A 19,067-nucleotide genomic window follows, 5' to 3' on the forward strand; every position below is an offset into this window, starting at 1 on the left:
TTACAACGGGAATGCGTGAATAGGGGTTCAGGAGGTGTTGGACCCCGTCCGGCGCCCCCGGCGAGGGTGTGCGCATGCCCCACAACCCCTACTCCCGCCTCTTCGCGATACCCGGCACCACCGCCTTCACCCTCGGCAACCTCGTCGCACGGCTCCCCATGGGCATGTTCAGCGTGAGCGCCGTCATCATGATCTCCGGCGCCCGCGGCTCGTACGCCCTGGCCGGCGCCGTCACCGCGACCGGTCTCGCCGCGACCGCCGTCGTGGCGCCGTGGACGGCGCGGCTCGTCGACCGCCACGGCCAGGCACGCGTCGCGGTCCCCGCCACCCTCGTCGCCGCGCTCGGCTCGGTCTCCCTGGTGCTGTGCGTGCGCTACGGAGCGCCCGACTGGACGCTCTTCGCGTCGTACGCGGCCACGGCCACGACGCCCAACACCGGCGGCATGTCACGGGCCCGCTGGGCGCACCTCCTCAAGGGGGACGCGCAGGCCGTGCACACCGCGAACTCCTTCGAGCAGGCCGTCGACGAGCTCTGCTTCATGCTCGGACCCGTCCTCGCCGCGTTCCTGTGCGGCACGCTCTTCCCCCAGGCCGGCACCCTGATCGGGGTGTTTCTGCTGGTGACCGGCGTTCTCGTCTTCGCCGCGCAGCGGGCGACCGAACCCCCGCCACAGGGTCGTCGCCATCCTCGGGACCACACGGACACGTCCGCCGCGACGACATCGCTGCTCCGCGCGCGCGGGATGCCCGCTCTGCTGATCGGCTTCCTCGCCACGGGTGCCGTCTTCGGATCGCTCGAAGTCGTCACGATCGCCTACGCCGACGAGCGGGGCCACAAGGGGGCCGCGGGCGCGGTCCTCGCCCTCCAGGCCGCGGGTTCCTGCGCGGCGGGGCTCGTCCACGGAGCCGTGAGACCACGCGGGTCCCTCGGCCGCCGCCACGTCCTGTGCGCAGCCGCCATGACGGCTGCGATGACCTTGCCCCTGCTCGCGGTCGTGTCGGCCGGGTCGCTGACCGTCCTCTCCATGGCGCTGCTGTGCGCGGGGATGGCGACGGCGCCCACGATGGTCACCGCCATGACGCTGGTGCAACGGCGTACCCCCGAGGGGCGGTTGAACGAGGGCATGACCCTCGCCGTGACCGGCCTCCTCGGGGGCATCGCCTGCGGCGCGGCGGGCGGCGGCTGGGCGGTGGAGCACCTGGGCGCCGCCGCCGGTTACGGCGTGCCGGTCGCCGCCGCCTGCTGCGCCCTGCTGCTCAGCAGCTCGCAGGCTTGCGCCACGAGCACTCGACCTCGGCTGCGTCGCCGCCGTCCCGCTCCACCGCGCGTGTCGGACGCGGTGTGACCGGGACGGCCCGGTCCGCGGTCGAGGAGGCGAGCGTCACCACGATGGCGTCCTCCAGCGCCTTCACGGAGGAGGCCAGGTAGTTGTTCAGGACGATGCTGAAGACCAGCTCGCGCCCGTCCTTGTCCTTCACGTAGCCGGACAGCGCGGACGCACCCGTCAACGACCCGGTCTTCGCGCGGACGTTGAGGGCGGCGGGGGTCCCGCACATCCGGGTGCGCAGTGTGCCGCCGTCGAACTTGTCCGGGTCGCAGGCCACCGGCAGGGACTTGTACCAGTCGGCGAACCACGGCTCGCTCTTCGCCGAACGCAGCAGCTTGATGTACTGCTCGGCCGCGACGTTGTTCTTGCGCGAGAGTCCGGAGCCGTCGACCTGGCGGATCTTCCCCGGGTCGACGCCCGCGGTCTTCAGGTAGCCGCCGATGGCCGTGATGCCGTCGCTCCAACTACCCGCCCTGCCGGTCGCCTTGTGGCCCATGGCCTTGGTGAGGCTCTCGGCGTGCATGTTGTTGGACAGCTTCATGAACGGGATCATGAGGTCCTTGAGCGGCATCGAGTCGTGCGTGGCGAGCCTGCGGGCGTTCCCCGGGGTGGCGATCCCGGCGCGAGTCGGGCCGTTCACCTTCACGCCGTGCGCGGCGAGAGCGTCGCGGAAGACGGCGGCGGCGTACTTGGTGGGCTCCCAGACGGTGACCCATTCCTTGGTGGTGTCCCCGCCGACGGGGACGGTGCCGCTGACGGTGATGACGTTCTTGCCGTGCTGCCGTTCCACGGCGACGGTGTCGGCGCCGCCCCGGGCGACGGTGGTCGCCCGCAGATCGATGTCCACGTAGTCGGTCTTCGGTGTCACGCGCACGCGTGGCTTGGCCCCGGCCCGCGCGCCGGGCGAGACCTCGACGATGACGGTCCCGGTGTCGTAGTCGGTGTCGGGTGCGACGCTCAGCGCGCTGATCTGCGCGGCGTAGTACGAGGACTCGTCGTCGGCGCCCCAGGTGTCGCCGACGCGCCGGTCGTCGAAGCGGGTGTCGTCGGCGACGAGCCGCCCGGAGACCCGTCTGATCCCCGAGTCGGCGATCTTCGCGGCGAGTCGGTCGTAGTCCTTGGCGAGGGTGGTGGGGTCGCCGGTGCCCCGCAGGTAGAGGTCGCCGCGCAGTTCGGAGCCGCGGCGCTGCGCGGTGGTGCGGACGTCCGTGGTGAACCGGTGGCCGGGGCCGAGGAGTTCCATGGCGGCGGCCGAGGTGAGCAGTTTGGTGTTGGAGGCGGGCATCAGGCGGCCGCTGGAGCGGTGCTGGTACAGGACGTCGCCGGACGCGGAGTCGGCGACCACGACACTGGCCACACCGCCTTCCATGCGCGGGTCGCCCAGGATGGTGTCGATGGCTTCGGGCAGCCCTGACCGGTCGGAGTCCGCGCCGGCCGGGGTTCCGGCGGAGAGCCCGGCCGCCGCGACGGCGAGCACGGCGGGCCAGATCCAGTGGCGCATGCGGGTGTTGACGCGTCTCACGGGTCTACTCATGACCCTGGAGCATCCCGGACTCGGCCGCCCCGCAACAGACCCCACTCCGGTCGCGTACGGGGACGTGAGAGATGTCCGGCCACCGGAAGGGCGACGAGCATGCCCCGCCGCCCCTCAGTGGTCCTGCAGGCGGCGTCGCTGGGGCGGCAGCGCGGCCAGGAGGGTCAGCGCGGGGGCCGGTCCTGTCGGGCCGTTGTTGGGGCGGCGGCAGACCAGGGCGTCGGGGTCGTCGGCGGGCGCCTGGAGGCTGTACCCCTCCGGGCAGACAGACCCAGGTTCCCCCTTCTCGCCCCGCTCGCCCTTCTCACCCCTCTCGCCGCGGGGTCCCGCGGGCCCGGCGGCGCCGTCCGTGCCGGGAGGACCGGCCGGCCCCATCGGTCCCGTCTGTCCCTGGTCGCCGCTGCGGCCGTCCTGCCCCGCCGCGCCGGGCTCACCGGGTCTTCCCGGCTCTCCGGGGGCACCCGCTTCGCCCGGTTCCCCCTGGGCTCCGCGGTCGCCCCGCTCCCCGGCCTCGCCCTGTTCCCCCGGCTCGCCCCGCTGTCCGCCGTTGCCTCGCGCGCCCTTCTCGCCGGGCTTCCCGTCCTCGCCCGGGGCGCCCGCGGGGGCCTTGACCCGGCCCAGCAGGTCGTCGATGGCGTCGGAGGGGTCGGGCGCCGCGGGGGTGTCGCCGTGCGCGCGGATCTGGGCGCGCAGCGTGCGTACGTCGCGGGCGAGGGTGGAGACGGCCTCCCCGCGCCGGTCCGCCTCCGTCGCGAACCGGTCGGCGCGGCGGTCCCCCGCGTCGATCCGCGCCCAGAGAATGGCCGCGACGCCGGAGAGGGCGAGCAGCACACAGACGAGGAAGACGGTGCGCCAGCGGTGGGCCAGGAGTCGCTCGAGCTGGGTCACGGCGTGCCTCCGAGCCGTTGGTTGTCCATGAGCAGCCGTGCGATCTCGCTCTGGTCGTGCGCGTGCAGTGCGTTCAACTCGGCTAACTTCGCGTCGCGCTCCGCGACCTGGCGTTCCAGCCGGTCGCGCTCGATCTGCAGTTTCTCCGTCAGATTCGAGAACCCCATGAGCGCGTTCTCACCGCGTTTGCCGAGGTACGCCACCACGGCCGCGCCGAGAACCCCCAGGGTGGCGAGAACGGAGCCGAAGAGAGTGACGGTGGCATCCAAGCGCCTGCCTCCTGCTCCTGCCTGTTCGGCCGGGCGCATGCCGCCCGGCCGCTGCGAACCTGGACTCCTTCCCTTAACGAGTCACATGACCGGAGGATGTGCTCGCGGCGTGCGGGCATGGAAAAAGCCCCCTGGCCTGGGGCCGGGGGGCTTTCGCCGCACATGGGAATTGTGGAGATGGCGGGAATCGAACCCGCGTCCAACGGTGCAAAAGGAGGGCTTCTCCGAGCGCAGTTCGCTTCGCTTTTCTCGGCCCCGGAGATCTCGCGAACAAGTCTCCGACGGGCCCAGTCACTGTTTGATTTCCCATCGAACCCCGTGACCGGGCTCGATGGTTTAGTTCCCTAGATTATGCCAGGATCCGGGCCGGGAACACTCCCGGGCTGACACCCATTTAGGGTCCTTCAGTCACTGCTTATTAGGCAGCGAGGGCGAAGGACTGGGAATCGCGCTTAGAATTGGCGATTATTGGTTGCGACATATGGTTTACGAGATCATTGCCGCTTCCTCGGCTCGCTTCCCCTGCTTCGACATCCGCTGTCGAAACCGATCATCCCCATGTTGATTTTTCAATGCGTGCACCTGCGGTGAGGTGCGGTACCCATCGTACGTGACCAACGCCCGACGATGCCAGCCAATTCCCGCGGGGTCCCCGAGGTCCGCGGGGCCCGGGGCTAGGCGCCGCGCTGGCGCCGCTTGGCCGCCTCGATCGCGCGGTTCGTCTCGCGCAGGTCCTGCTTCTCCTTGAGCGCCTGCCGCTTGTCGTACTCCTTCTTGCCCTTGGCCAGCGCGATCTCGACCTTGACCCGGCTGTCCTTGAAGTACAGGGCCAGGGGCACGATCGTGTGACCCGTCTCCTGGGACTTCGACTCCAGCTTGTCGATCTCCGCGCGGTGCAGCAGGAGCTTGCGCTTCCGCGTGGCGGAGTGGTTGGTCCAGGTGCCCTGCACGTACTCCGGGACGTGGATGTTGTGCAGCCACGCCTCGCCGCGGTCGATGTGCACGAACCCGTCCACCAGGGAGGCACGGCCCAGACGCAGCGACTTGACCTCGGTGCCCATGAGGACGAGGCCGCACTCGTACGTGTCCAGGATGTGGTAGTCGTGCCGCGCCTTCTTGTTCTGCGCGACCATCTTCCGGGCGGGTGCCTTCTCAGCGGCCTTCGCGGCCTTGCGCTTTACCTTTTCCTTCGCCATAGTGCGGCCATTTTCGCACTACGAGGGGGGTCCGAGGCCAGTCAATACTGTCTCGGCCCGCTTCTCGGCCCCGTCCTCGGCCTCCAGGTCCGGGGTGATGCCCCGCCCGTCGACGGCCCTCCCCGAAGGAGTGCGGTAGTGGCCGACGGTCAGCTCGGCGACGGAACCGTCGGGCAGCCGACTCGGCATCTGGACCGACCCCTTGCCGAAGGTCCTCGTGCCCACCACGACGGCACGGCCGCGGTCCTGGAGAGCACCGGCGAGGAGCTCGGCCGCGCTCATCGTGCCGCCGTCCACGAGGGCGACCACGGGCCGGTCCGTGTCACCGCCGCGCTCGGCGTGCAGGGCCTTCTCCTCCCCGCGCACGTCGTACGTCGCGACGAGGCCGCCGTCGACGAGGGCGGACGTGGCCGTGACCGCCTCCGAGACCAGGCCGCCGGAGTTCCCGCGCAGGTCCAGCAGGATCCCGGCGCCCTCGGGGGCGTCGCGCACCGCGGTCCGCACCGCCTCCCCGGAGCCCTTCGTGAACGCGTCGACCTTGATCGTGACGGCGTGGTCGGACGCCTCGGTGACCGTGACCGAGTCCGTGCTGAGCCGCGCCCGGCGCACCGTCTCGCTCCACGCGCGCGTGCCGCGCTCCAGGCCGAGGACCACCGGTGTGCCCGCGCGCCCGCCGCGCAGCAGGGAGAGGACCTCCGTCACGGGGCGGCCCTTGACGCGCTCGCCGTCGACGGAGCGCAGCCGGTCGCCCTCGCGGACGCCCGCCCGCCGCGCGGGGCCGTCCTTCTGGACCTTGGAGATCTCGATGTCCCCGTCGGCCGTGCGCCGCGCCCAGAGACCCACGCCGGTGTACGCGCCGTCGAGCGCCTTCTCGAACTCATGGAACTCCCCCGGCGAATACACCGACCCCCAGCGGTCCCCGCTGCGGCTGACGGCCTCCTCGGCGGCGTCCTCGCCGGACTTGCCGTCGGCCATCGCCTCCGCGGCGGCGTCGGCGGCCTTGTCCGCGGTGTCGGCGTCGCCCTGCGGCGCCGCGAGGGCGCCGGAACGTACCGCGGGAGGCGGCTCATTCCGGCCGTCGTCCGCCGCGTCGCTCCAGGAGCCGGTGGCCGCTCCGGTGACGAGGACGCTCGCGAAGACCAATGTCAGGGTCGCCCCGCGGCGAATGCGGCGGGGCCCGGGGAACCGCTCGGCGAACCGGTCGAGGCCTGACATGACGGTGAGTCTAGGACAACGAAGGGCGCCGCACGGTGGGTTGAACCGCACGACGCCCTGCCACGCTGAGGGCTCTTGTCACACCTTCAGGTACTTGCGCAACGCGAAGAACGCGGCAAGCGCGGGCATCAGAAGGCCGATCGCGAGCACCAGCGGCAGCTTGGCGAGGACCGCGTCCCAGCCGAGGAAGTTGATCAGGTTGATCTTCTCGGAGAGTTCGAGACCGTGGTCGATCATGAAGTACCTGCCGACGAGCAGCATGCCGCAGGCGAGCCCGCCGCCGATGAGACCGGCGACCGCGGCCTCCATGATGAACGGCATCTGGATGTAGAAGCTCGACGCGCCGACGAGCCGCATGATGCCGGTCTCCCGTCTGCGGCTGAACGCCGAGACGCGCACGGTGTTGACGATCAGCATCAGCGCGACGACGAGCATCAGCGCCATCACCGCCACGGCCGCCCAGTTCATGCCGTTCAGGAGCCCGAAGAGGTTGTCCAGATAGCCCTTCTGGTCCTGCACGGCCTGCACGCCGTCCCGCCCCGAGAAGGCGGTCGCGACGACCTGGTACTTCTCCGGGTCCTTCAGCTTGATGCGGAACGACTCCTGCATCTGGTCCGGCGTCAGCGAGCTGGACAGCGGGGAGTCGCCGAACTGCTCCTTGTAGTGCTTGTACGCCTCGTCCGCCGACTCGTGGACGACCTTGTCCACGACGGGCATCTTCTTCAGATCGCCGAGGATCTGGTCCTTCTGCTCGTTCGTGACGGCGCCCTTGGCGCACTTGGGGTCCTGCTCGGCGTCGGCCTTGTTGCACAGGAAGATCGAGACGTTGACCTTGTCGTACCAGTAGCCCTTCATCGTGCTCACCTGGTCACGCATGAGCAGCGAGCCGCCGAACAGGGCGAGCGAGAGCGCTACGGAGACGATGACCGCGAAGGTCATCGTGAGATTTCGGCGGAGACCGACGCCGATCTCCGACAGGACGAACTGGGCGCGCATGGCGGCCTTTCAGTGGATCAGGTTGCTCAGGTGGATCAGACGGAACGGGCGGGCCGATCGCTGCCGGCTCGGGCGAGCGGAGCCGTCAGTGCTGGTAGCCGTACACGCCGCGCGACTGGTCGCGGACGAGGCGGCCCTTCTCCAGCTCGATGACCCGCTTGCGCATCTGGTCCACGATCTGCTGGTCGTGGGTGGCCATCACGACGGTGGTGCCGGTCCGGTTGATCCGGTCGAGCAGCTTCATGATGCCGACGGACGTCTGGGGGTCGAGGTTGCCGGTCGGCTCGTCGGCGATGAGGAGCTTGGGGCGGTTGACGAACGCGCGCGCGATGGCGACGCGTTGCTGCTCACCGCCGGAGAGCTCGCCCGGCATCCGGTCCTCCTTGCCGCCGAGTCCCACGAGATCGAGGACCTGGGGCACGGACTTGCGGATCTCGCCGCGGGACTTGCCGATGACCTCCTGCGCGAAGGCGACGTTCTCGCCGACGGTCTTGTTGGGCAGGAGCCGGAAGTCCTGGAAGACGGTGCCCAGCTGGCGGCGCATGTGCGGCACCTTCCAGTTGGACAGGCGCGCGAGGTCCTTGCCCAGGACGTGCACCTGGCCGTGGCTGGTGCGCTCCTCACGCAGGACGAGACGCAGGAAAGTGGACTTTCCGGAGCCGGAGGATCCCACCAGGAAGACGAACTCGCCCTTCTCGATCTCGAGGGAGACATCCCTGAGCGCGGGGCGGGACTGCTTCGGGTAGGCCTTGGAGACGTTGTCGAATCGGATCACGGATGCACCACGGGTTGCCGGGGGTAGGTGAGCGTGACCATACGCGAACCCGGTACGCGTGCGCAGTCGGCGTCCTGAGTTGCGCGAATTGTCACGCCTGGCGGTGTCGGAAACCGTCATGAGGGGGCGGGCCGCGCCGAAATCCGCGGAAGCTGGCACAGTGGTAGGGGGAACGATTGGGTTCCCCCTGGCGTTGGGCAGGCTGAGACTGTGCGGGAGGAGAAGCGCATGACCCTGGATCGGTTGGTATGCGCGAACTGCGCGGCGCCCGTGAGTGAAGGCCGCTGCCCCGTGTGCCGGGCCAATCGCGAGCGCATGCAGCAGGAGGGCCCCTTCGCGGGGCTCAACCCCGCGGCTCTGATAGCGCTGCTCGTGGTGCTGATCGCGGCGGTCGCGCTGCTGGCGCACCAGTCCGCGTAGGACGGCGGAACCCGTAGGACCCGGCACCGGCACACAGAGAGTCACGGTGTCGCGACCGACGCCACACGGAAGGGCCCGGAGCTTCGTGAAGCTCCGGGCCCTTCTTCATTCGTACGTGGCGTACGTCACCGTCGCACCGGCCGCGTGGGTCAGGCAGCGGCGCCGCGGTTGCCGACGAGGCGCGGCAGGATGCGGAAGCCGATGCCGCCGGCGATCATCGTCGCGGCGCCGATCAGCAGGAACGTCGTCTCGGTGGCGCCGGTCTCGGCGAGCTCGCCCTTGTCGGCCGTCGGCTGGGCGTTGTTGCCGCCCTGCTCGACCGGCTTGGAGCCGGTGTCGGTCAGGCTGTCCTTGCCCTTGCCCTGCTCGACGGGGCTGGAGCCGCCGTCGGGGTTGTTGTCGTTGCCGCCCCCGCCGCCGTTGCTGCCGCCGCCGTTGCCGTTCCCGTCGTCCGGGTCGGTCGGGTCGGTCGGGTCCGAGGTGGGCGGGTCGGAGGGGTCGGTCGGGTCCTCTGTGGGCTCCGGGTCCTCGGTGGGCTCCGTGGGCTCCTCGGTGGGCTCGGTGGGCTCCTCGGTGGGCTCACCCGGGTCCGGGTCGCCCGGGTTCTCGGGGTCCTCGGGGCCGGGGATCTCCGGGTCGCCCGGAGGGGTCTCGTCGCCCGGACCCGGAACGTCCACGTCCACGCCGACGCCGGTCTCGTCCGCGTGAGCGTCCGCGCTCACACCGCCGAGGTCGACGCCCACGTCGAGGGCCGATGCGGCACCCGCGGCGGTCAGCGAGGCGCCCGCGGCGATCACGGCGCCCGCGGCTATCCGCGCGACACGGATCCGCGTCTTCTTTGTCATCTGGCTGCCACCCCCAGTAGCTGAATCGTCAGTGAGGCAGCGTCCGGGGCTGCGTTCGCCGGGGCGACCCGGTCGATTCGACCGGCCCCCGCAGATCCCACGCGCCCCAGGAATACGCATGCCGCGCGCTAGCCTTTCCACTTTTCACAGCAGCGTCAAGGTCGTTGCGCCTGCGATGTCCGAAATTAGGGGAGTTGACCGTACTACGGAGATGCGACTGTGACGCAAAAGGCAACTGCCGCCTGAAGGGCGGCAGTTGCCTTGTCGATAAAGCTGTTCCATTCCCCGCCGTCACTCGGCGGGGTTTTTACTTCTCCTGCTGCTTGCGCCAGCGAATTCCGGCTTCCAGGAAACCGTCGATCTCGCCGTTGAAGACGGACTCGGGGTTGCCGACCTCGAACTCCGTCCGCAGGTCCTTCACCATCTGGTAGGGGTGCAGGACGTACGAACGCATCTGGTTGCCCCAGGAGTTGCCGCCGTCACCCTTGAGGGCGTTCATCTTGGCCTGCTCCTCCTGGCGGCGACGCTCGAGGAGCTTCGCCTGGAGGACGTTCATCGCGGTCGCCTTGTTCTGGATCTGCGAGCGCTCGTTCTGACAGGAGACGACGATGCCGGTCGGCAGGTGGGTCAGGCGGACCGCGGAGTCCGTCGTGTTGACGCCCTGGCCGCCGGGGCCCGACGAGCGGTACACGTCGATGCGCAGCTCGCTCTCGTCGATCTCGATGTGGTCGGTCTGCTCCACCACGGGGAGGATCTCGACGCCGGCGAAGGAGGTCTGGCGGCGGCCCTGGTTGTCGAAGGGCGAGATGCGCACGAGGCGGTGGGTGCCCTGCTCGACGGAGAGCGTTCCGTAGGCGTACGGGACGTTCACGGCGAAGGTGGTCGACTTGATGCCGGCCTCTTCCGCGTACGACGTCTCGTAGAGCTCCGTCTTGTAGCCGTGGCGCTCGGCCCAGCGCAGGTACATGCGCTGCAGCTTCTCCGCGAAGTCGGAGGCGTCGACGCCTCCGGCCTCGGCGCGGATGGTGACGACGGCCTCACGCGCGTCGTACTCCCCGGAGAGGAGGGTCCTGACCTCCATCTCGTCCAGCGCCTTCTTGACGGACTCGAGCTCGGACTCCGCCTCGGCGCGGGTGTCCGGGTCGTCCTCCTCCTCGGCCATCTCGAAGAGCACGCTGAGGTCGTCGATGCGCCCACGGAGCGCTTCGGCCTTCCTGACCTCCGCCTGGAGGTGGCTCAGCTTGCTGGTGATCTTCTGCGCCGCGTCGGGGTCGTCCCAGAGGGACGGTGCGGCCGCCTGCTCCTCGAGCACGGCGATATCGGCCCTCATCTTGTCGAGGTCCAGGACGGCCTCGATCGACTCCATGGTCGAGGAGAGGGACTTGAGCTCTTCGGATACATCGACGACTGCCACGACTCCAGCCTAACGGTTCCGGCAAGGGTGGCTCGGCGCCCCCTCCGGGGCCGACCCTCCCCGCCCCCGCGGACCGCCGCGCGTCACTCGCGCAGTCCCCCGCGCCCCTGAGGCAGCCTGCGGGCGCCCGGAGGCGAATCGGCGCGGAACACCGAGGGCCGCTCCCGTGCCTCTGGGGCCGCCTCCGGGAGGGCGGGGCGGAGCGGCGCCGGGTGCTGGGGACCACCTAGGGGCGCGGGGAACTGCGCGAGCAGCCACCGTCCGCCCGCACGCGAGACCCGCGCCCTGGGGCCGCCTCCGGGCGAGCGGGACAGGGCGGCGCCGGGTGCCGAGGATCGCCCAGGGGCGCAGGGAACTGCGCGAGCAGCCACCGTCCGCCCGCACGCGAGACCCACGCCCTGGGGCCGCCTCCGGGCGAGCGGGACAGGGCGGCGCCGGGTGCCGAGGATCGCCCAGGGGCGCGGGGAACTGCGCGAGCAGCCACCTTCCGCCCGCACGCGCGACCCACCCGGGGGGGGGACGCCGCGGGTGGGGTCAGGGGGTTTCGGGGGCTGAGGTGCCCGGCTGCGACGGGGGTGCGTCGTCGTCGCTCGTGGCGACCCACGTGCCCACGCCCGCCGCGGCCACGAGGACGACGCCCGCCACGCCGAGCGTGATCCTGCGGCGCCGCGCCGACGTGCGGTGCTTGGCGGAGCCGGGACGGGCCGTGCCCGAGGCACGGGGCGCGCGGGCCGTGCCGCGGGCTCCGCCGGCCAGTTCGTCGGGCCCGGGGACGCGCATGGACGTGTGCGTGTCGCGGTTGGAGTCGGCGGAGGCGGAGCCGGGGACGAGGGGGACGGCGCCCCGCCGGGGCGCGGTCGCGCGGGGCTCGGGCGGCGCCGAGTCCTCGTACGCCTCCTCGGCCGGCGAAGGCTCCGTGTCGGGTTCGTCGACGTCGAGCGGCGGCATCCCCGCGACGAGCGGCAGCAGCTCCCGCAGCCGCGAGGCCAGCTCGGAGGCGCGCAGCCGGGACGCGGGGGCCTTGGCCAGGCACTGGACGAGGAGCTGCCAGAGCTCTTCGGGGATGCCGGGGAGGGGGACGACGGTTTCCGTGACGTGGCGGCGCAGGACCGCTCCCGGGTGGCCGCCGCCGAAGGGGGTGAACCCCGCGAGGAGTTCGTACAGGACCGTGGCGAGCGCGTAGATGTCGACGGCGGCGCGCGGCGGGAGGCCCTCGATGATCTCGGGGGCGAGGTAGTCGGGCGTACCGATGATCTTCGTCGCGCGGGTGCGGCGCGGGGAGTCGATCAGCTTGGCGACGCCGAAGTCGGTGAGGAGGGCGGGGTGGGAGCCGCCGGGGCCGAGGGGGCCCTGCATGTCGAGGAGGACGTTCTCGGGCTTGACGTCGCGGTGCACGATGCCCGCGGCATGCGCGGCGGCGAGCCCGTCGGCGACGTCCGCGACGATGGCGACGGCGGCCTCGGGCGCCATGCGCCGCTCGCGGTCGAGCCGGGTGCGCAGGTCCGTGCCGCGGACGAGGTCCATGACGAGGGCGAGGTCGTTGCCGTCGACCACCAGGTCGTGGACGCCCACCACGCGCGGGTGGTCAAGGCTGAGCAGCGCCGTGCGCTCCTGGACGAAGCGGCCGACGAGTTCCTGGTCGGAGGCCAGGTCCTCGCGCAGCAGCTTGATGGCGACGGGGCCTTCCGGCCCCTCGCCGAGCCACACCGTGCCGGCGCTGCCACGGCCCAGGATCTGGTGGGCGGTGTACCGGCTGCCGATCTTGCGCGTCAAGACTGCTCCTACGGATGCGTGTTGGCGACAAAACTACGCGGCCTTGCCGCCAACCTTCACTCCGGGAGCGGAAATCACCCTGCAGATGTCGACAAATCCCCAACATCGGCAGGCGAACCGGCTAGTTGCCGCCGATCTTCCCCATCCAGCCGCTGACCGTGTCGTACCAGTCCTTCAGCTGCTCCCAGTACCCCTTCGTCGTGCCGATCCAGTCCTGGAGCGGGCTGAACTCCCAGACCAGCCAGCTCGCCACGAACAGGATGACGATCGTGAAGAGGCAGCCCTTGAGACAGCCGAGCCCCGGGATCTTCATCGGGTTGGCGCTGCGCTGCCTCGGCTGACGCGGCTCGCGGGGCTCCCGCGTGGGGCGTGGTGCGGGCTGCTGCGGCGGCGCGGCGTACTGCTGCGGCTGGTGCTGGGGCTGGTACTGCGGCTGCGGCGCCGGCGCGTACTGCTGCCGCTGCTGCCGCTGGCCGCGCGGCTGCTGCGGCGCGTACTGCTGCGGGTGCGGCTGCTGCTGGGGGCGGGCGACCTGACGCTGGGGGCGGCGGCGCAGCGGGTCCTGCTCGGGGTCCAGGTGCGCCTGGTACTGCGTCTGCTCGTTGCGGTCGCGGGCCGCGGCCATCTGGCTCTGCCAGGGGTGCGGGTCGTTGGGGTCCGCGCCGGGGCCGCCCGGCGGGACCGGGGGCATGACGGCGGTCGGGTCGGCGGCGCCGCGGTTGTTGGGCAGGACGGAGGTCGGGTCGGCGTCGCCGGACCCGGAACCGTGGCCGCCGGTGCTCTGCATGACGCTGGTCGCGGCGTTCGGGTCGTACGAGCCCGCGTTGTTCGGCAGCACCTGCGTCGGGTCGGCCGCGCCCGGGGTCTCCGGGACGTGGGCCGGCGACGGGTCCGGCATGAGCAGCGCGCCCACGCCCTCCGCGGCGGCGATCTGCGCCGGGGTGGAGTGCACGCCGACGCCCTCGGCGACGGCGCGCAGGCCGCGGGCGAGGTTCTCGGCGCTGGGACGGCGGTCCGGGTCCTTGTCGAGGCAGCGCTCGATGACCGTCCACAGCGGGTCGGGGACGGTCGAGGGGCGGCGCGGCTCGGCGCTGAGGTGCTGGTGGAGGACTTCGAGGGCGGAGCCGCCGGAGAACGGCGGGCGCCCGGTGACGAGCTCGTACAGGAGGATGCCCGCGCCGTAGATGTCGACGGCGCTGGTCTGGGGGCGGCCCTCGGCGGACTCCGGCGCGACGTACGCGGGCGTGCCGACGAATTCGTGCGTACGGGTCAGCCCCGGGGAGTCCGCGAGGCGCGCGATGCCGAAGTCGGTGAGCATCGGGTGCATGCCCTGGCTGTCCTGCTTGAGGAGGACGTTGGCGGGCTTCAGGTCGCGGTGCACGACGCCGTCGGCGTGGCTGGCGGCGAGCGCGTCGGCGATCTGGGCGGTGAGCAGGGCCGCCGCGACGGGCGTGAACGGGCCGTTCTCGCGCAGGTAGCGGTGCAGGTCGGGGCCGTCGACGAGGTCCATGACCAGGGCGAGCAGGTCGCCCTCGACGACCAGGTCGCGCGTGCGGACGATGTTCTCGTGCGTCAGCCTGAGCAGGACGGACCGCTCTCTGAGGAAGCGCATCACGACGTCCGCGTCGTTGGCGAGCTCTTCCTTCAGGACCTTGATCGCGACGGTCTCGCCGGGCTGGCCCGGGACGGCCGCCTCGGCGCCCGCGGTCTCCCGCTGGCGGGCTCGCCAGACGGTGCCCGTGGCGCCGCGCCCGAGCGGCTCCTCGAGCAGGTACTTGCTGCCTACCGGCCGCACGTCATGCGCTCCCTGCTGGTCTGGCTGGTCCCGACCCGGACGCTGGTCATGTCCGGGGGGGCTGTCCGATGGTGTTCCGACCCACTGTAATGCCGTCGAACATGGCACCGGCCGGTCCGATTCCGCCCGGCCTTTTTCTTTCCGGGGCATTCCGGATCGTTGTTCGGTGGAAAGACGCTCGCCCGTGGCCATTGGTTGCCGAGTGGTTCCGAACGGGTCTCCGGACCGCCTTCCGCATCGACCGGGATCCGGTCTTCGCTCGAGAACGCCCGGAGATATCCACAACGGTCCGAGCAGGCACTTTTCCGAGCAGAGCCGACCAATCAAGATCACTTACAGGTGGCCGCCGGGCGTGTTGTCAGTGGCAGGTGCGAGGATGCCTCCAGTACTGGCCGACGTGCCCGTGTGCGGTGGGGGGAATCACAGCGCGTGTCCCCGTGCCGGGCGCCCAGCGCAGAAGGGACCGCTGACGGCGATGCAGATCCGGCTGACCGTCCTCGGGCCGCGCAGCGGCCGGACCGAGCAGCAAGGCCGCCCCACGGCGGCGAGCGATGCCCAGTCGACCGGGCCGCAGGGTGCCTGTGACGTCCTGGTCACCGCGCCCGCCGGGACCGCGCTGGCCGCGGTCGCCTCCGGTCTGGCCACGACTGTGGCGGGCAGTGACGCGCCCCTCGTGCTGTACGCGGGCCCGGACCGCCTCGACGCCCAGCGCTGCACCCTCGGCGAGCCTCCCTTGATCGACGGAGCGGTGCTCTCCCTCGGCACGCCCGCCGAGCCGGGCCCCGAACTCGCGGGCGCCGCCGCCCAGTTGCACGTGGTGGCCGGGCCGGACGCCGGTGGTGTCCATCTCCTGCACGGCGGCCGGATCCAGGTCGGCCGCTCGGCGGACGCGGACGTCCCGCTGGACGACCCGGACGTCTCGCGCATGCACTGCTCGGTCACGCTCACCGCGGACGGCCGGGTCACGGTCACGGACCTGGGCTCGACGAACGGCACGGCGGTGGACGGCAAGGAGGTCACCGACCGTCCGGTGCGCCTCTCCCCCGGCTCCCTGCTGCGCATCGGCGAGTCCGCGCTCCGTCTGACGGACGGCGCGGGCGGCCCCGTGTCCGGCGCGGGCACGGCGCTCGCGACGGCGCCCGACGGCGAGGGCCACGTGCGCGTGCGGCCCGTCGGGACGGCCCCGCCCACCCTCGTGGAGGCGGCACCGGACGGCTCCGGAGCCCATCACGCGTACGGCCCGGCGGGCTGGGGCGCAGCGGGCGCCACCGGCGGCGCGGGCACGTACGACACCGGCGCCCAGACCCCGCAGGGGGCGTACGGGCCGGCGAATGCCCACGGCGCGCAGAGCCCGTACGGGGCGTACGGAACGCAGCCCGCGCCGGTCGAGCACGGCATGCCCGGCGGCATCGACCGCACCGGCGCCGAGACGCCCGTCGTGCCGCACCAGGGCACCGCCCCCGACACCGAGCGGACCCGCACCGGCACTCCCGCGCGCGGGACGACCGTCCCCCGCAACCTGCGCAAGCGCGGCGGTCTCTCGGCCTGGGCCCGGCGACTGAAGGGCGGCCGGGACGACGGCCGGGGCCACGATCCGTACGACGGCCCGGACGGTCCCGACGAGTTCGAGGAGTACGGGGGGCACGGGGAGTACGGGGGATACGGGGAGCACGGAGGGCGCGACGGACACGACGGGTCCTACGAGACGTACGCGGACGGCGGGCACGCCGACGGCCACGGCCCGCGACCGCTCGGCCCCTCCCCCGAGGACCTCGCCATAACCGCGGCCGCCCGCACCCCCGAGGCGTGGCCCGATCCCGCCGCCCTGCTGCTCACCGCCCTCGGCCCCGGCCCGCGCCTCTGGGAGCGCGGCCCCGGTCATCCCGAGGCACTCGCGGTGCGGCTCGGCACGGTCGACCGCGCCCTGCCCGCGGCCGACGGACGCGAGGGGCTGCTGCCCGCCGTCCCCGTCACGGTCGGGCTGCGCGAGGCCGGCTCGCTGGGCCTCGCCGGGCCCCGGGACCGGCTCACCGGCCTGGCCAGGGCGGTCGTCGCCCAGCTCGCCGCGCTGCACTCCCCCGACACCCTGGAGATCGTGCTGGTCAGCACGGACCGGGCACGCGTGACGGCCGAGCGGACCGCCGAGTGGGCCTGGCTCGGCTGGCTCCCCCACCTGCGGCCCGCGCACGGCCAGGACTGCCGTCTCCTCCTCGCCTACGACCGCGACCAGGCGGCGGCCCGCACGGACGAACTGATCCGCCGCCTCGACGACCACGTCGCCGACAGCGGCACGGGTCACGCGGGCACGGCCCCGGCCGGCGCGCGGACGGTCGTCGTCGTCGACGGCGACCCCGGCTCCGCGGCCCTGCGCGAGTCCACCGTCCGGCTCGCCGCCGAGGGCGCGCAGGCCGGGATCCACGTGGTGTGCCTGGCCGAGACGGTCGCCGCGTCGCCCGCGTCGCCGGTCCTGGACACGTACGAGGCGGCCTGCGCGGTGGCGCCCGCCTTCCGCGCGTGCGGTGCGGTCGCGCTGCTGAGCGGCGATGTGGCGACCGCGCTGCGGCTGATGCGGACGGCGGGCGGGCGGCCCGCGGGCCACGGCACCGTCGCCGCCGTGGACGCGGTGTCGGCGGCCTGGGCCGAGCGGTTCGCGCGGGCCCTCGCGCCGCTGCGCACGGACGGCACGGCGGGTGAGGGACACGCGCGCGTGTCCGCGCCGCTGCCCCTGTCGGCCCGGCTCCTCGACGAACTGGGGCTCGCCAGGGCCACGCCCGCCTCGCTGATGGCGCGGTGGGCGGCCGCCGCCGACGACCCCGAGGCACTCGGCGGGCGGGCCACGGCCGTGCTCGGCGCGGGCCCGCGCGGCCCCGTCGTCGCGGACCTCGGCGCGGAAGGCCCGCACCTGCTCGTGGAGGGTCCGGCGGGCAGCGGCCGTACGGAGCTGCTGCGCTCCGTCGCCGCGTCCCTGGCGGCCGCCGAGCGCCCCGACCGGCTGGGCATCGTGCTCGTCGACGGGCGGGACGGTGTCGGTGCGGGGGGCGCCGCCGGGCGGCAGGGGACGGGGCTCGCCGTCTGTACGGACCTGCCGCACGTCACGACGCACCTCGTCGCCAACGACCCCGTGCGGATGCGGGCGTTCGCGCAGTCCCTGGCCGCGGAGCTGAAGCGGCGGGCGGAGCTGCTCGGCAGGCTCGGGTTCGCGGAGTGGCACACGCAGCGGGAGGTGTCGGGGCGGATGGTGACGCAGCGGTCGCAGTCGTCCGCGCCGGGCGCGGTCGCGGCGTCCACGGCCCCCGCGCCGGCCTCCCCACGCTCCGAGACCACCCCCTCGGCACCCGCCCGCCCGGGAACCGCTCCCTCGGCCTCCACCCACCCAGCGGGCCGCCCCTCCGCCTCCGCCCACCAGGGAGCCATGACGTCGGCCTCCGCACACGCCGAAGTCACGCCCTCGCCCTCCGCACGCCCAGGAGGCGGCCCCACGGCCTCCGCCCACCCGGGAACCCCACCTGCGGCCTCCGCCCACCCGGGAGCCACGGCGTCGGCCTCCGCACACGCCGAAGCCACGTCGTCCTCCCCCTCCTCACACTCCGGAGACACGACCTCGCCCACCGGCATCGGGAACTCTCCCTCCGCGACCTCCCACCCCGCGAACTCCCCCTCCCTGCCTTCCGCACGCTCCGGAGCCGGCCCCTCGACCGCCCGCCCCGGGAACCACCCGTCCGCGGCCCCCGCGCGCGCCGAAGCCGGCCCCTCGGCCACCCACCCCGCGGCCTCTCGCCCCGCACGCCCCTCCGCAATCCCCCACCCCACGAACCCCACCTCCGCCGCCTCCACCTCCCCCGCGCCGTCCGCGCCCCCGCAGGGGCTCGACGGGGACCTCGACGCGCCGCCCAGTGCCACGATGCGGCTGCGGCCCGCGTCGGCGCGGCAGCGGGTGGATCCCGGGCCGCCGCTGCCCCGCCTCGTCGTCGTCGTGGACGACTTCGACGCGCTGCTCTCGCCCGCGCTCGGCTCCCCGGGGCGGCCCGCGGCCGGTTCCGTCGTCCGTGCTCTCGAGGCGGTCGCGCGGGACGGGGAGCGTCTCGGCGTGCATCTCGTGGCGGCCACCGGGCGCAGCGAGCGCGTCCTGGAGACCGAGCTCGGGCAGCGCGCGTCGCTGCGCGTGGTGCTCGACGCGGTGGCGTCCGGTCCCGAGGAGCCCGCGCCCGGACGGGGCGAGCTGCGTTCGCCGGACGGCCGGGCCACCGCGTTCCAGGCGGGCCGGGTCACGGGACGCATTCCGCGTACGGCGACGCTGCGGCCCACGGTGGTGCCTCTGGAGTGGGAGCGGATGGGCGACCCGCCGGCCCGGCGGCCGGTGCGCGAACTCGGCAACGGACCGACCGACCTGGCCCTCCTGGCCAGCGCCCTGGAGCGGGCGGCACGTTCCGTCTCCGCGGACCAAGTGCCGTCACTCCTCTGACACCACCCCGCCCCGACCGCCCGAACCTGACAGTCCGTGCACCTCATGCCAAAACTCATGACTGCACGTCACAACGCCATCACAATCAGCGAGTTGACAGCGCAGGCCATCTTGCCGCCCCTCCCCGCGCGGGCGTAGACCAGACCGCACGGGACTC

14 protein-coding genes and 1 other RNA gene are annotated in these 19,067 nt (G+C 72.7%); 3 read left to right on the top strand and 12 right to left on the bottom strand.

The genetic code is table 11. From position 1 onward, the window contains the following. The first annotated feature begins 74 nt into the window (after positions 1–74). Entirely contained in the window at positions 75–1,346 is a 1,272-nt protein-coding gene (locus tag DEJ47_RS14670) for an MFS transporter (RefSeq protein WP_150168497.1), read from the top strand. Here the strand turns inward: DEJ47_RS14670 and dacB are convergent. From dacB to ftsE, 8 genes are all read right to left on the bottom strand, one after another. Next, entirely contained in the window at positions 1,258–2,862 is a 1,605-nt protein-coding gene (dacB, locus tag DEJ47_RS14675; protein WP_165283590.1) for a D-alanyl-D-alanine carboxypeptidase/D-alanyl-D-alanine-endopeptidase, read from the bottom strand. The genes DEJ47_RS14670 and dacB overlap by 89 nt on opposite strands. A gap of 114 nt (positions 2,863–2,976) precedes the next feature. Further along, positions 2,977–3,750 (bottom strand): collagen-like protein, encoded by a 774-nt coding sequence (locus tag DEJ47_RS14680; RefSeq protein ID WP_150168499.1) that lies wholly within the window; start codon positions 3,748–3,750, stop codon positions 2,977–2,979. Next, positions 3,747–4,019, bottom strand: coding sequence for a hypothetical protein (locus tag DEJ47_RS14685; protein ID WP_150168501.1), 273 nt, complete (start codon positions 4,017–4,019; stop codon positions 3,747–3,749). Before DEJ47_RS14685 ends, DEJ47_RS14680 begins: the two co-directional genes overlap by 4 nt. Before the next feature lie 169 nt (positions 4,020–4,188). Then, positions 4,189–4,577: a transfer-messenger RNA gene (gene ssrA / locus DEJ47_RS14690) on the bottom strand. Between the two features lie 116 nt (positions 4,578–4,693). Then, positions 4,694–5,215 (bottom strand): SsrA-binding protein SmpB, encoded by a 522-nt coding sequence (gene smpB / locus DEJ47_RS14695; protein ID WP_150168503.1) that lies wholly within the window; start codon positions 5,213–5,215, stop codon positions 4,694–4,696. A gap of 18 nt (positions 5,216–5,233) precedes the next feature. Beyond that, entirely contained in the window at positions 5,234–6,430 is a 1,197-nt protein-coding gene (locus tag DEJ47_RS14700; RefSeq protein ID WP_150168505.1) for a S41 family peptidase, read from the bottom strand. A 78-nt stretch (positions 6,431–6,508) separates the two neighbouring features. Further along, positions 6,509–7,426 carry a permease-like cell division protein FtsX gene (gene ftsX, locus DEJ47_RS14705; protein ID WP_150168507.1) on the bottom strand — a complete coding sequence of 306 codons (918 nt, stop codon included), beginning with the start codon at positions 7,424–7,426 and terminating at the stop codon, positions 6,509–6,511. Positions 7,427–7,511: 85 nt separating this feature from the next. Beyond that, positions 7,512–8,201, bottom strand: coding sequence for a cell division ATP-binding protein FtsE (gene ftsE / locus DEJ47_RS14710; RefSeq protein ID WP_150168509.1), 690 nt, complete (start codon positions 8,199–8,201; stop codon positions 7,512–7,514). Between the two features lie 228 nt (positions 8,202–8,429). Between ftsE and DEJ47_RS14715 the strand changes: the two genes are divergently transcribed. Beyond that, positions 8,430–8,621, top strand: a complete 192-nt coding sequence (locus tag DEJ47_RS14715; protein ID WP_150168511.1) for a hypothetical protein — start codon at positions 8,430–8,432, stop codon at positions 8,619–8,621. A gap of 149 nt (positions 8,622–8,770) precedes the next feature. On the opposite strand, the gene DEJ47_RS14720 is transcribed toward DEJ47_RS14715, so the two are convergent. From DEJ47_RS14720 to DEJ47_RS14735, 4 genes are all read right to left on the bottom strand, one after another. Next, complete coding sequence (locus DEJ47_RS14720) at positions 8,771–9,466, bottom strand: LPXTG cell wall anchor domain-containing protein (RefSeq protein WP_150168514.1); 696 nt, start codon at positions 9,464–9,466, stop codon at positions 8,771–8,773. A gap of 307 nt (positions 9,467–9,773) precedes the next feature. Beyond that, on the bottom strand, positions 9,774–10,880 hold the full coding sequence (prfB, locus tag DEJ47_RS14725; RefSeq protein ID WP_150168516.1) for a peptide chain release factor 2: 1,107 nt from the start codon (positions 10,878–10,880) through the stop codon (positions 9,774–9,776). Positions 10,881–11,414: 534 nt separating this feature from the next. Next, entirely contained in the window at positions 11,415–12,653 is a 1,239-nt protein-coding gene (locus DEJ47_RS14730; RefSeq protein WP_150168518.1) for a serine/threonine-protein kinase, read from the bottom strand. Between the two features lie 121 nt (positions 12,654–12,774). Next, positions 12,775–14,448 carry a serine/threonine-protein kinase gene (locus DEJ47_RS14735; RefSeq protein WP_150168520.1) on the bottom strand — a complete coding sequence of 558 codons (1,674 nt, stop codon included), beginning with the start codon at positions 14,446–14,448 and terminating at the stop codon, positions 12,775–12,777. Between the two features lie 475 nt (positions 14,449–14,923). On the opposite strand from DEJ47_RS14735, the gene DEJ47_RS14740 reads away from it, so the two are divergent. Further along, entirely contained in the window at positions 14,924–18,910 is a 3,987-nt protein-coding gene (locus tag DEJ47_RS14740; protein ID WP_150168522.1) for an FHA domain-containing protein, read from the top strand. The last annotated feature ends 157 nt before the right edge of the window (positions 18,911–19,067 follow it).

It is taken from the genome of Streptomyces venezuelae, assembly GCF_008642355.1.
GTDB classification, from domain to species: domain Bacteria; phylum Actinomycetota; class Actinomycetes; order Streptomycetales; family Streptomycetaceae; genus Streptomyces; species Streptomyces venezuelae_B.